Here is a 12,631-nt window from a genome sequence, read left to right on the forward strand (position 1 = left end):
CACCGGTCTCGGTACGATCGCTCCTCTCCAACAGAATCGAACGGATCCATGAACGAATCCCATCAGCTCGTCGCGGTCGTCACGGGCGGGGCATCAGGCATCGGCGCAGCGATCGCCCGGCGGCTCAGCGACGGCGGTGCGCAGGTGGCAGTCCTCGATCGCGACTGCTCCGGTCTGGACGCCCGCTATCTGGGTGTCCAGGCGGATGTGTCGGATGACACCTCCGTGCGCGCGGCTCTCGACGCGGTCGTGCACCGGTTCGGCGGAATCGACATCCTGGTCAACAACGCGGGCGTCGGAGCGCAGGGGGATGTCGCCGACAACTCGGACGACGAGTGGCATCGCATCTGGGACATCAACGTCGTCGGCATCGCCCGCGTGACGAGAGCGGCACTGCCCTTCCTCCGACAGTCACGATCGGCTTCCGTGGTGAATCTGTCGTCAATCGTCGCGACAGCCGGCGTCCCGCAACGAGTGCTGTACACGGCCACGAAGGGCGCGGTCCTGTCGATGACCCGCGCTCTCGCGGCAGACCATCTCCGAGAGGGCATCCGCTTCAACGCCGTCAATCCTGGCACTGCCGACACTCCGTGGATCACGGGGCTCCTCGAGTCCGCGGAGGATCCTCAGGCAGAGCGCGAAGCCCTCGAGGCGCGACAACCGCACGGGCGACTCGTCGACCCCACGGAGGTCGCCGAGGCCGTGGCGTACCTTGCGGGGCCCAACTCCCGCTCCACGACGGGCACATCCATCGCCGTCGACGGCGGCATGCAGGAGCTGCGGCTCCGACCTGTCGTGGGTTAGCCCACTCACGTTCCGGCGCCTCCGCACCATCATCCAACGTCGGTCTCACCCCGATCCACTGACGTCATCCAGAGAAGAGAACCCACATGAAGCTCGTGCGAGTCGGAGCGATCGGCGCCGAAACCCCCGGTGTCCTCGTCGATCAGGAACACTTCGTCGATCTGTCCGACGTCGTCGGCGATTTCAACGAGGCGTTCTTCAGTTCGGGGGCGCTGAGCGTCCTCGACGCAATCGTGGCCGAACGCGTCGCAGCCGGGAGCGTGGAGTTGGTCGGAGGTCGACGGATCGGTGCCCCGATCGCTCGACCGCACCAGATCCTGTGCATCGGGCTGAACTACAGCGACCATGCCGCCGAGACTGGCATGCCCGTGCCCGAGGAGCCGATCCTGTTCACGAAATCACCGAACACCCTCGTGGGTCCGAACGACGACGTCCTGATTCCACGGGGTTCCCTGAAGACGGATTGGGAGGTCGAGCTCGGGATCGTCATCGGCACCCGCGCGTCCTACCTCGCCGACGAAGCGGAGGCCGCAGCCGCAATCGCCGGCTACGTGCTCGTCAACGACGTCAGCGAACGAGCCTGGCAGTTGGAGCGCAACGGGCAGTGGTCGAAGGGGAAGTCCGCTCCGACGTTCAACCCGGCAGGGCCCTACCTGGTCACGCCCGACGAGATCGGCGATGTCCTCGACCTGGCGATGTGGCTCGACATCGACGGTATCCGCAGGCAGGACGGTTCCACGGCGACGATGATCTTCAGCCCGGCGTTCATCGTGCACTACCTCAGTCAGTTCCTCACGCTCGAACCCGGCGACCTCATCAACACGGGGACCCCACCCGGAGTCGGCATGGGACTCACACCGCAGGTCTTCCTTCACGGCGGAGAGACGATCAGACTCGGGATCACGCGGCTGGGTACGCAGACGCAACAGGTCGTGGGCGATCCGAGCGCAGCCGCCTGACATCCGCCGGTCCTCGATACGGTCGAACACCAGCGCGCGAAGATGAGTGTCGCCAGGAGTCAGCCGCGCACGTCCAACCACTGGGGGTGTCTATTCGCCCGCGCGTGCAACGAAGTGAAGTCGGCACTGCCGTCGTCGTCAAGGAGGGTGAGTGAGGCGTGCGGCGGCTGCACGGGCATCGTCGTCAACTCTGTGAAGTCTTCCCACAACTGCTCGGCACTGACAAAGTTCCTGTGCCGCCCGTCGCCGTAGTCGACCGTGAGCAAGCGGCGCGGCACCGGGACAACGAACTCGTCATCGACCCGGAACTGCTCGAGAGCATCCTCATCCACGAGCACGCCCAATCCGGGACGAGTTGGAACTTCGACGTGCCCACCTGTGACGCGCAGCGGCGACACGATGAGGTCGTCCGAGTAGGTGTTCATCACGGTCACCGCGGGGAGGCGGGCGGCGGGCAGGACCGCATTGAGCGCAGCGGTGAACGCCGTCGTGATCCCGGTCCCGCAGATTTGCAGGAACACATCCTTGTGCAGCAGATCGGCAGCGGCGGCCCGGTTCACCATGCTCGTCACTCCGGGAGGGCTGATGACGTAGGCGTCGACGGAGTCGTCACGAATCCACACAGGGAAGAGCGTGGGATCGAAGTGCTCGGCGAGCAGAATCGGGACGGCATCGTGGATCCGTCGTTGGCCTGCTGCGTCCGAGCGCCGGATCGGGCTCTCAAAGAGACCGATCTTCGGCATGCCCGCGATCTCGATCAGAACAGGCAACGCGTGGCCTGCGTCGAGCAGCATCGAGTTCCAGTCGATGTCCACGCGAAACTCCGGCGGAGTGGAGCGGTCGATCGCGGCGAGTTGCTCGCGCACATCAAACCACGGTCGCGCCTTGATCTTCTGCGCCAGGTAGCCCGCCTCCACGGAGCGGGCCGCCTCCTGCCCAAGAAGCTCGGCAGGCATTTTCGTGTTCCACCACGCAAGAGGGGTCCGGTCCCGGACCTGAGGACGGCCGAATAGGCGGTGCAGCGGAACACCATAGGCTTGGCCCGCCGCGTCATAGAGGGCCATCTGCAGGCTGAGGCCGAGACGATCGTCAGCCGCGTCCTCGATCGGAAGCCGTCCGCAAACTGCCTCCATGGCTCGGGGTGTCGTGCAGAAGTCCGGATAGGTGGAGAGCGCTTCGCCGTAACCGACGACCTCGGGGTCCTCTGTGCGCACACGCACGATCTCGAGAAGCTCCCACTGGGAATTGTTGATGCTGTTCCACCGCGCGACTGCGCGGTCGAATGGGACCCGTACGTGGAAACGCTCGACTGCGGTGATGCGCGGACTGTCCCCTGGTCGTCGGTCCGGCGGACCCCATGAGGCGCCATTCATTGATTCCATATGTGAACCCACGTTCCTGTCCATGTATCGCACATCATGCCAGCGGTGAGAGCAGCGGTCAATACCGGCTTCTGACGGATTCCCTTGACATCTGGGTTCTACTCGGTCACGCTAAGCCGCATCATACCTGAATCAAAGTTCACTGATGTGAACTTCGAAGAGTTTCAATGATTGGAGTCATTATGACCGGAATCGGACGACGCGCATTCCTCGGCGCCGGCGGCATAACGCTGGCCACGGCCGCTGCTGGCTGGGGTTCGCTCTCGGCAGCAGCAGGTACAGTCCCTGAAGCGTCGGTCGCACAGAGCATCGCGAGACGGCCGTTCGCGAGCGGTGCAAGCGTCGTCCGCAACGCCCCATGAAACTCGGGGCAACGCAAACTCATCGAAGCCGGCTGGGACATGCCCGGCGCAGTGTTCGTCCGTGACAACATCGCCGCGATGCAACTCACTCAGTTCGATGGGGTGGTCTTCAACCTGATGGAAAATCCAGGCACGAAGTACGTCCAGGCCTTCGATGTCTTCGGCCCGCAGCAGGTGCTCACTCTCGCCGACATGAAAATCGACGTCCTTGAGGACATCCAGTGGGGATCATTCACCGACAACTTCATCTACGCGTACGCCTACGCTCAGGAGGCCGGCGGTATCGACTGGTTCGACGATGCAATCTGGAGTAACGCTGCCGCGAAGATCGGTCTCCTCGGACAGGCTCTCGCTGCATCCGGCGCGAAAGGCATTGCGCTCGATCCGGAGGACTACGGCGCGGATACCTGGCTCTACACGTCTGCGCAGTTCCCCGGAAAGACGTATGCGCAGGTGTGCGCTCAGGTTCGGCTCCGTGGGGCACAGTTCATGACGGCGCTGCAGACCGCGAAGCCTGATGTGATCGTCCTGTTCTATTTTCTCGGCGTCATGCTGCGCTACCAGTCCGAGAACTACGAAGGCCACGAGTACGACTCCCCCTATGCGACCTTCCCGGCCTTCGTCGGCGGCATGCTCTCAAGCGTGGCCGCGGGGGTCACAATCGTGGACGGCAGCGAAGACGACTATTACCACGACGAGACGACGCAGTTCACGCGGAGTCGGCAGTATCAGGAAGGCGCGTGGTACCTGCTGCCGGAGACTGAGCATGAGGCCTATGGCCGTATCGAGATGGGCTCAACTGTGTACGTCGACAACACCCTTGGCCACGCCCGAGCCGGGATCGCATCGAAGTACGCGTACTACTCGACATTGACGGCCACGGATGTACAGAAATGGTACGAACACAACGTGTACCACTCGATGCTCAAAAGCGACCGCTACACCTGGATCTATAGCGAGCAGATGACCTGGTGGAACCCGACGGCCCCGTTTGCCGGCGCATATGACGGCTTGGTGAATGCCAAAGCGAAGTTCAACGCCGGAGACCGTCTCGGCTTCGACCTGTGCCGCTATGCGGGCTTCCTCGACCTGACCGTCAAACCTGTCGCCGTCTCGAGCGCAGTCCTCTCCCTCGCTGGACCATCGCACGGCGCGGTGCTGGCAGAGGGCGATGTCGTGGTCCTAGACGCATCCGTCGCCACTCCCGTGGACGTGCACTCCTACGTCTTCTATGACAACGGCAGGGAGCTCGAGACCTCCATGTACGCACCGCACCGCACCGCAATCGCACTGAGCACGGGTGCCCACACCTTCGTCGCCCGCGCATTCCTCGCGGACGCCACGCACGTCACGTCGAACCTGCTTACCGTCGTCGCGGGCTGACCGGGCGCGGCGGTGGCGCCCCTGGTATCACCGCCCGCCCGCTTTCCGTGCCATTGGCCGCGGTCAGCGTGGTGGCCTCGAAAATCCGGCCGTCCGAATCTGACATTGTCGGGCGGTCTGAGCAGATGCTGGCCGTCGACGCGAGCCGTGGTCCACAGTTGTTAACACCTCCATCCACACCTGTGCAATCGTGATCGTGGCCTCGCACTACCGAAGATCGGACATGCGCCCTCCAACAATCCTCCACTGACCCTCAGAGCATCGGTTCCCATCGAGGCGTCCATGTGGCGTGTGGATGAGGTGCAGCTTGTCGAGGCGCACGGGACGCGCAGTGAAAACGAAGCAGCCCCCGGCGTTGGCCGGGGGCTGCTTCTTGCTGTGGAGCCTGGGAGAATCGAACTCCCGACATCCTGCTTGCAAAGCAGGATGTCGTAGAGTTTTATACCTAATCAGGGGGAAATTCGTTTAACTCGGAGCGCAGCTGGGGCGCAGAGGCGCGCGCGGCTACGCATGGAGCGAGCGGGCCCGCCGAGTCCGCGCTCGACTAGTGCCTTCAGTTCGCCACGTCTGACGACACGCCCGACCAACCGACCAGCGTCGTCAGACATACTCTCCCAATCAGGCTCTCGTCCTCCGCGTGGCAAATCCTGTCCCTACTGGCGGTTCACATGTCTGATGCGGCGGCTATGCTGTCCGTATGGAGCACTTCGCGATCGTTAAAGCCCTGAGTAGGGCCGCCTTGGCCGACGACAGCAAGGACATAGCTCGACACCAGCTTGAGCGGCTCGAGGCGGCTCTTCTAATGGCTGGTGACACCGATGCAGGCGGCATTACAGCTCTTCTACGCAGTGCGTCTCGAACAGCACGATCGACCCCAACTCGACTGTCTCGCAGCTCCACTCAAGATCCCGAACGAATGACTACTAGCACTCCCCTCCCCGTTGATCCGGAGAGCGCAGCACCGTTGGCCACGATCATCTTTCCTCGTGACAATGATGCGGTTCAGCCGATTTTCAACAGCGACGTCACGGCGGTCATTTCTGCTCTCACCCAGGAATGGGAGCATCAGGAACAACTTCTCGAGGCGGGCCTGAACCCGTCGCTGACCGCCCTCGTGTATGGCGCACCCGGGACTGGGAAGACGACGCTTGCGCTTTCACTAGCCAAGCAACTGGGCTTGCCAGCCGTCGTAGCTCGACTAGACGGTTTGATCAGTTCGTTGTTGGGAACCACAGCTCGGAATCTCGGCGCACTCTTCAGTTTCGCCAATCGATACGAGTGCGTGCTAATCCTCGATGAATTCGATGCCATCGCGAAACTTCGCGACGATCCCAACGAGGTCGGCGAAATAAAGCGCGTGGTGAACGCCCTCCTGCAGAACATGGACTCGCGTGCCGGACGTGGCATCACGATCGGGCTCACCAACCACGAAGCTTTGCTCGACCCAGCAGTGTGGCGTCGCTTCGAAGTGCAAGTCCCAGTGCCACTCCCTGGGACTTCGGAACGGCGCGCTATCGTTAGCTCTGCTTTGTCGGAAGTGCCAGATGCGGAGCCTGAGGCTAAGTTCATGATCTGGATCACGGCGGGTCTTTCGGGCGCCGAGGTTTCAACCGTGTGCGCCAAGTGGCGCAAGCGGCGCATCGTAGACGCAGGAAATACCACGAAGCAGGCGGATGCGATCGTGCAGATAGCCGCGACTACTGCTGCCAGGTACGGCTCCGGCGAGAATGACAGATTCATCGACCGCGAGGCCCTTCTGATCATGCTCGCCCAGAGCGAAGACCCGCATTTCACCCACCAGGAGCTCGCCCAGTTATTCGGCATCAGTAGCAAGACAGTTGGCCGGCGCGTGAGCGAGGCCCAGGAAGGCGCGATCAATGCCTAATCAGCCGATCCAGGTAGTAACAAACCCGCAGCGGCTGCAGCAGCCGCGGGAAAAACAATCTCCGAAGTCCGTTGGTACTGACTTTTTCGCAGATCGAAACAGTGCGTTCGAGCGCCATCAAGCCCGGCTCGCGGATCAGATTCGAGGTGTTCTCGACGTGATCGCTGCGTCTCAGTACCTCGCTGAATACGGCGGCCTCGGCTATGTGCGAGTCCGGATGAATTCGCGGTCAATCGCAAAGTCGCACCGACCACAGAAGAGCTTGTTCCGCCGAGCATCGACTCCTCACGTTGCGACAGCGGGCGTCGGTGAGCCGATCTTCGCCTGCACGCCGAGCACCCTGAAAGTTGTACTCGACAAGGTACTGGGCGCAGAAGTCGAGGTCCCAACAAAGGTCAGGAAGGACACGGGCGAGGTTGTTCCGAATCCGTCTCGTGCACGTTGTGAGGTTTCTGCGATCAGCAGCATCGAGTTGTGGGCCGAGCCCGATAAGAGAGGGTCAAGTCCAAACGCGTGGTGTAACGGGATTGCCGCGTGATTCTTGGATTTCTAGGCGCTGAGGGCGCCGAGTTCGGTTGTTTGTTCCTCCTTGTCGGTCGGGACGAGGGTGAGGCGTGAGCGGCTGAGGACGTCGAGGCCGAGATAGCGGCGGCCTTCGATCCACTCGTCGTGTTGTTCGGCCAGGACCGCTCCGACGAGGCGGATCAGGGAGCCGCGGTCGGGGAAGATACCCACGACGTCGGTGCGGCGGCGGATCTCGCGATTGAGGCGCTCCTGCGGGTTGTTGGACCAGAGCTGGCGCCAGATCTCCTTCGGGAAGCCGGTGAACGCGAGCACGTCCGCCCGGGCGGTCTCGAGGTGGGTGGCGACTGCGGGGAGCTTCTCTTCCAGGGCGTTCAGGACCCGGTCGAACTGTGCGTGGACGGCGTCCTTGTCGGGCTGGTCATAGACCGAGTGGAGCAGGGTCTTCACCCACGGCCAGCTGGACTTCGGGGTCGCGGACATCAGATTCGCGGCGTAGTGGGTGCGACAGCGCTGCCAGGTCGCGCCGGGCAGCGTCGCCCCGATCGCCGCGACGAGGCCGGCGTGAGCGTCGCTGGTGACGAGCTTCACCCCGGTGAGGCCGCGGGCAGTCAGGTCGCGGAAAAAGCCCAGCCAGCCGGCGCCGTCTTCGGCGCTGGTGACCTGCAAGCCCAGGATCTCACGGTGCCCGTCCTTGTTCACGCCCGTCGCGAGGAGCGCGTGGACGTTAGCGACACGGCCGCCCTCGCGCACCTTCAGCACCAGGGCGTCGGCGGCGACGAACGTGTAGGGGCCAGCGTCGAGGGGCCGGGTGCGGAACTGCTCGACCTGCTCGTCGAGGTCGGTGGCCATGATCGACACCTGCGACTTGGACAGACGAGTGATGCCGAGGGACTCGACGAGTTTCTCCATCCGCCTGGTCGAGACCCCGAGCAGGTAGCAGGTCGCCACGACGCTGGTCAGGGCGGCCTCGGCACGGCGGCGCCGCTCGAGGAGCCAGTCCGGGAAGTACGTTCCGGTGCGCAGCTTCGGGATCGCGACGTCGAGAGTGCCGGTGCGGGTGTCGAAATCCCGGTGCCGGTAGCCGTTGCGGGAGTTGGTCCGGTCGGCGGAGATCTGGCCGTATTCGGCCCCGCAGACGGCTTCGGCCTCGGCGCTCATCAGCGCGTTGATGAACGTGGTCAGCATCTGCCGCATCAGGTCCGGCGAGGCTTGCTCGAGTTGTTCGGACAGGAAACGGGCAGGGTCAATAAAATGGGGTGCGGTCATCGCGTGTACTCCTTCGGAAAAGACTTGATCGGTCTTTCCAAGAATCACGCGGTGGCCGCCTCACATCGGTGCAACACGCCCATCAGGGCCGGGGTTACACCACGCTATTGGACGCAACCTAAGAGAGACTTCAGTGCGGATTCAGCTGCGGAGTGGCTGAGCCGATCCAGCTCAGGACATCGGTATGAAATCGAACTGTTCCCGTTCGGCGGCGCGACCACTTCGTCGACAGTCAGTGACGCCCGTCAACACGCGGTTCGAGCACTGCAGGACGCCTTAGAGTCGTCTCCCGTCGAGGCAGTTGCTCAACCAGATCGAGGAATCGGCGCTGCTCGCCACATCTCGGTCGGCGTTGTCACAGCAAGCACTGCAAGCAGCCTCGAACTCGGGGTGGTCGCTGATGAAGTTGGGTCGGGGCTCCGCACAGCGCCGCTCGGAAATTTCTCTACGAGCGTGGACGAGCATCAGCGCGTGTTGACAGTTCTGGGGCGGAACCCGGTCGTTCGCTCGATCTCGCTTCCCGCCGTTCCAAGCTCGCGGGGGACCAATGTAGCCGCGACCGACACGCTGGTTGACATCGGGATTCCGACCGCGCTCAGCGAGAACGGTTCAATCGTCGGCATTATCGACGGCGGAGTTGGCGCGATTCTAGAGCCTTGGGTGGAACGCAAGTGGGGTCTAATAGCCGACGCGGATAAAGATTCTGAACACGGCACGTTTATCGGTGGTCTTCTGGTGGGCGCCGGTGCGATGAACCCTCTGTTACTGGATCCCTCTCGCCCGGCGTGTAGGTTGATCGATATAGATGTCCTCCCGGCCGATCCAGGTGGCACCGGGAACAAGTTTGACGCGTACTACCCCGGAGGCACACCCGAACTCTTCGATGAGATCGAGGATGCCGTGCGTGAAGTGCGCAGCGCGCATGGTGTGAGGGTGTTCAATCTCAGTCTCAACTTCGACGCCCCAGGCGACAACCAGCGATACGGCGCTGCCGCCCAGCGTCTCGATGCAATCGCTCGCGCGTATGACGTCATATTCGTCATCTCTGCGGGGAATCTCTCAACCAATGATCGGCGGCCGGAGTGGACCGAGGACACAACATCGGCTCTCACGTCCCTCGCACGAGAGAGCCGCTCGACCATCTCGGAGCCGGCGGAGAGCCTCTTCAACTTGGCCGTTAGCGCACTCAATCCAACGGTCATCCCGAACCAGATCCCATTCGGGCTCACGAGCTACACTCGACGCGGCCCAGGCCTTCGCGGAGCGACTAAGCCAGACATGGCGCACGTTGGCGGAAGCGGAAACCCAACCGCTCAACACGGAAGCGGCCTGTATTCCATCGACGAATCGGGCGCTCTCGTCAGCAACTCAGGCACGAGCTTCGCTGCCCCCCTCGTGGCGCGAGAACTCGCGGATCTTGATGCATCTATCGCAGGAAGTGCCCCGCGCGAGACTCTCATCGCGCTGCTCATCCATGAGGCGACCATGCCCGCACCGCTGCAACGGGGCGAACTACGTGGTGTCGCGACTGACTTGGCTGGCTTTGGAGTCCCGCGCGAGACTCACAAGACACTGGAGCGACCGGACTCGGAAATCGTCATGGTGGTCAGCAACACAATCCTGCCCGGTGAAGAACACAGCCTCAAGTTCGCGTGGCCGGAGTCACTTACCGACGAAGGAAAGTGCCGTGGCTACGCGAGGCTCACGCTGGTGGCGCGACCGATACTCGCGTACGAGCACGGTGACGAGCGAATCAGAGTTAACATCGATGCAAAACTCATGTCTTGCCCTTGGTTTGATGGAGACTCTGATCGTCCTGAAAGGATGAGGAGTATGCCAGCTTTGAGGAAGTACCCGGCGGAATTGAGAGAGCGTGCAGTGCGCCTTGTGTTCGAGGCGCGTGATGCGGATGGGGGCCGCCGTGGTGTGTGTACCAGGATCGGCCGGCAGCTTGGTGTCCCGTCGGACACGTTGCGTGGCTGGGTCCAGCGCGCCGAGGTCGATGGGGGTCTGCGTTCGGGGACGTCCACTGATACTGCGGTTCGCCTGGTCGAGGTGGAGCGTGAGGTGAGGGAGTTGCGGCGGGCGAACGCGATTTTGCGGAGCGCGTCGGCTTTCTTCGCGGCGGAGCTCGACCGCCCACACAGCAGATGATCGCCTACATCGATGAACACAAGGAAGAGTTCGGGGTCGAGCCGATCTGCAGGGAACTGCCGATTGCCCCGCAGACGTACTATGCCGCGCGGTCTCGGCCGCCCTCGCAGCGGTCCGTCAGTGACGAGGACACCGTGGTGAAGGTCCGTGCCGTGCACCAAGCGAACTATGGCGTCTATGGCGTCCGGAAGGTCCATGCGCAGCTGCGTCGCGATGGCCACCGGGTGGCCAGGTGCACGATCGAGCGGCTCATGCGTCGGGAGGGTCTCCGCGGGATCTCGCGGGCCAAGGGGCCACGCACGACGATCCCTGGGCCATTCACGGATCGTCCGGGGGACCTCGTTGACCGACGGTTCACCGCACCGGCACCGGACTGCCTCTGGGTTGCGGACATCACCTACATTCGGACGTTCTCCGGCTGGGTGTATGCCGCGTTCGTATTGGACGTGTTCTCCCGCCGGATCGTGGGCTGGCAGCTCTCCACAACCATGCACACCGAGCTTGCCCTCGATGCTCTCGAGATGGGCGTCTGGACGCGGCAGCGTGCCGGCCGGGACGGTCAAGCCCCGTGGAGTGGTGTAGCCGTGTGTCCTTCGATTCGTTGGGTTAGGCGCTGAGGGCGAGTTCTGGTTCGGGCACCTCGGTTCCGGTGTCGGGGACGATGGTGAGGCGGCTCTTGGCGAGGATGTCGAGTCCGAGGTAGCGGCGTCCCTCGGCCCATTCATCGGTCTGTTCGGCAAGGACGGCGCCGACGAGCCGGGTGATCGCGTCGCGATTGGGGAAGATGCCGACGGAGTCGGTGCGGCGACGGATTTCACGATTCAGGCGCTCGTTCGGGTTGTTCGACCAGATCTGCTGCCAGAGCCCCTCGGGGAACCCGGTGAACGCGAGGATGTCGGCGCGGGCAGCGTCGAGGTGTTCGTGAGCTGCGGGCAGTTTCCCGTCGACGTAGTCCAACAGCCGGTCGAACTGGGCGTGGACGGCGTCGGCGTCGGGCTGGTCGTAAACGGAGTGCAGCATAGCCTTGACCGCGGGCCAGAGACTCTTCGGGGTCACCGACATCAGGTTCGCGGCGTAGTGGGTGCGGCAGCGTTGCCAGGCCGCGCCGGGGAAGTTCGCGGCGATCGCCTCGACCAGACCGCGGTGCGCGTCGGAAGTGACCAGACGAACCCCGGTCAGACCGCGGGCGACGAGGTCGGCGAAGAACGTGTTCCACGCCGCCCCGGTCTCCGACGTGGCCACCCGCAGGCCCAGGACCTCGCGGCGCCCATCGGCGTTGACCCCGGTCGCGACGAGAACAACGGCGTTGATGACGCGTCCGCCTTCGCGGACTTTCATGGTGAGAGCGTCGGCGGCGACGAACGTGAATGGGCCGGCATCACCGAGCGGGCGGTGTCGGAATTGGTCAACGTGCTCGTCGAGGTCCGCAGCCATCCGGGACACTTGCGACTTCGACAACGAGTGAATCCCGAGGGTCTTCACGAGTTTGTCCATGCGGCGTGTGGAGACGCCGGCGAGGTAGCAGTCCGCGACGACGGTGATCAGGGCGGTCTCGGCGCGTTTGCGGCGCTCGAGGAGCCACTCCGGGAAGTAGGTGCCAGAGCGCAGCTTCGGGATCGCGACATCGATGGTCCCGGCGCGGGTATCGAGGTCGCGGTGCCGGTAGCCGTTGCGTTGGACGGTGCGACCCGGGGTGGGTTGGCCCCACTCGGCGCCGATCACCGCGTCAGCGTCGGCAGAGAGGAGCGCGTTGATCATGGTTTGCAGCAGCGACCGCATCAGATCGGGAGACGCGTCGGTCAGGGCTTCGCCAAGAAGGTGTGCAGGGTCGACAATATGTGGAGCGGTCATCGTGATGATGCCTTTCGAGTGGAGGTTAGAGACTTCTCGAAGGAGTCACACGGTGACCGC

11 protein-coding genes, 1 tRNA gene and 1 other annotated feature are annotated in these 12,631 nt (G+C 63.4%); of the genes, 8 read left to right on the plus strand and 4 right to left on the minus strand.

Annotation, left to right across the window (positions count from 1 at the left end):
- Nucleotides 1-48: 48 nt before the first annotated feature.
- A complete protein-coding gene (locus ABMA10_RS21535; protein ID WP_347869903.1) occupies nt 49-804 on the plus strand; it encodes an SDR family NAD(P)-dependent oxidoreductase in 756 nt (251 codons plus the stop codon).
- A gap of 86 nt (nt 805-890) precedes the next feature.
- Entirely contained in the window at nt 891-1,763 is an 873-nt protein-coding gene (locus tag ABMA10_RS21540) for a fumarylacetoacetate hydrolase family protein (RefSeq protein WP_347869904.1), read from the plus strand.
- Between the two features lie 59 nt (nt 1,764-1,822).
- Here ABMA10_RS21540 and ABMA10_RS21545 read toward each other — a convergent pair whose 3' ends face one another.
- Complete coding sequence (locus ABMA10_RS21545) at nt 1,823-2,827, minus strand: enolase C-terminal domain-like protein (RefSeq protein WP_431030993.1); 1,005 nt, start codon at nt 2,825-2,827, stop codon at nt 1,823-1,825.
- A 500-nt stretch (nt 2,828-3,327) separates the two neighbouring features.
- Between ABMA10_RS21545 and ABMA10_RS21550 the strand changes: the two genes are divergently transcribed.
- Both ABMA10_RS21550 and ABMA10_RS21555 read left to right on the plus strand, forming a co-directional pair.
- Nucleotides 3,328-3,507, plus strand: a complete 180-nt coding sequence (locus ABMA10_RS21550) for a hypothetical protein (protein ID WP_431030994.1) — start codon at nt 3,328-3,330, stop codon at nt 3,505-3,507.
- A gap of 39 nt (nt 3,508-3,546) precedes the next feature.
- Complete coding sequence (locus ABMA10_RS21555) at nt 3,547-4,890, plus strand: hypothetical protein (protein WP_347869906.1); 1,344 nt, start codon at nt 3,547-3,549, stop codon at nt 4,888-4,890.
- Nucleotides 4,891-5,269: 379 nt separating this feature from the next.
- On the opposite strand, the gene ABMA10_RS21560 is transcribed toward ABMA10_RS21555, so the two are convergent.
- Nucleotides 5,270-5,361, minus strand: a tRNA-Ala gene (locus tag ABMA10_RS21560).
- A gap of 493 nt (nt 5,362-5,854) precedes the next feature.
- Here ABMA10_RS21560 and ABMA10_RS21565 point away from each other — a divergent pair.
- Together ABMA10_RS21565 and ABMA10_RS21570 are read left to right on the plus strand one after the other, a co-directional pair.
- A complete protein-coding gene (locus ABMA10_RS21565; protein WP_431030995.1) occupies nt 5,855-6,775 on the plus strand; it encodes an AAA family ATPase in 921 nt (306 codons plus the stop codon).
- Nucleotides 6,768-7,313 carry a hypothetical protein gene (locus ABMA10_RS21570; RefSeq protein ID WP_431030996.1) on the plus strand — a complete coding sequence of 182 codons (546 nt, stop codon included), beginning with the start codon at nt 6,768-6,770 and terminating at the stop codon, nt 7,311-7,313. Before ABMA10_RS21565 ends, ABMA10_RS21570 begins: the two co-directional genes overlap by 8 nt.
- An 11-nt stretch (nt 7,314-7,324) precedes the next feature.
- Here the strand turns inward: ABMA10_RS21570 and ABMA10_RS21575 are convergent, their stop codons facing one another.
- Entirely contained in the window at nt 7,325-8,566 is a 1,242-nt protein-coding gene (locus tag ABMA10_RS21575; RefSeq protein ID WP_431030684.1) for an IS256 family transposase, read from the minus strand.
- A 453-nt stretch (nt 8,567-9,019) separates the two neighbouring features.
- Here ABMA10_RS21575 and ABMA10_RS21580 point away from each other — a divergent pair, with 453 nt between their 5' ends.
- Entirely contained in the window at nt 9,020-10,720 is a 1,701-nt protein-coding gene (locus ABMA10_RS21580) for a S8 family serine peptidase (protein WP_431030997.1), read from the plus strand.
- Nucleotides 10,678-10,791, plus strand: a sequence feature (AL1L pseudoknot). Its footprint overlaps the gene before it by 43 nt.
- The gene (locus ABMA10_RS21585) at nt 10,717-11,337 is read left to right on the plus strand and encodes an IS3 family transposase (protein WP_431030998.1); all 621 of its coding nucleotides are present in this window, start codon (nt 10,717-10,719) and stop codon (nt 11,335-11,337) included. Its footprint overlaps the feature before it by 75 nt. Before ABMA10_RS21580 ends, ABMA10_RS21585 begins: the two co-directional genes overlap by 4 nt.
- Here the strand turns inward: ABMA10_RS21585 and ABMA10_RS21590 are convergent.
- Nucleotides 11,327-12,571: an IS256 family transposase gene (locus tag ABMA10_RS21590; RefSeq protein WP_431030682.1), complete on the minus strand. Its 1,245-nt coding sequence runs from the start codon at nt 12,569-12,571 to the stop codon at nt 11,327-11,329. The genes ABMA10_RS21585 and ABMA10_RS21590 overlap by 11 nt on opposite strands.
- Nucleotides 12,572-12,631 lie beyond the last annotated feature (60 nt).

It is taken from the genome of Plantibacter sp. RU18 (assembly GCF_050613355.1).
In the GTDB taxonomy this organism is placed as follows: domain Bacteria; phylum Actinomycetota; class Actinomycetes; order Actinomycetales; family Microbacteriaceae; genus Plantibacter.

Excerpts from the sequence above, each read along its gene's own strand:
- ABMA10_RS21555 (WP_347869906.1), top strand. The coding sequence starts at position 3,547 with ATGCCCGGCGCAGTGTTCGTCCGTGACAACATCGCCGCGATGCAACTC.
- ABMA10_RS21535 (WP_347869903.1), top strand. The coding sequence starts at position 49 with ATGAACGAATCCCATCAGCTCGTCGCGGTCGTCACGGGCGGGGCATCA.
- ABMA10_RS21590 (WP_431030682.1), bottom strand. The coding sequence starts at position 12,571 with ATGACCGCTCCACATATTGTCGACCCTGCACACCTTCTTGGCGAAGCC.
- ABMA10_RS21550 (WP_431030994.1), top strand. The coding sequence starts at position 3,328 with ATGACCGGAATCGGACGACGCGCATTCCTCGGCGCCGGCGGCATAACG.
- ABMA10_RS21545 (WP_431030993.1), bottom strand. The coding sequence starts at position 2,827 with ATGGCCCTCTATGACGCGGCGGGCCAAGCCTATGGTGTTCCGCTGCAC.
- ABMA10_RS21540 (WP_347869904.1), top strand. The coding sequence starts at position 891 with ATGAAGCTCGTGCGAGTCGGAGCGATCGGCGCCGAAACCCCCGGTGTC.
- ABMA10_RS21570 (WP_431030996.1), top strand. The coding sequence starts at position 6,768 with ATGCCTAATCAGCCGATCCAGGTAGTAACAAACCCGCAGCGGCTGCAG.
- ABMA10_RS21575 (WP_431030684.1), bottom strand. The coding sequence starts at position 8,566 with ATGACCGCACCCCATTTTATTGACCCTGCCCGTTTCCTGTCCGAACAA.
- ABMA10_RS21585 (WP_431030998.1), top strand. The coding sequence starts at position 10,717 with ATGATCGCCTACATCGATGAACACAAGGAAGAGTTCGGGGTCGAGCCG.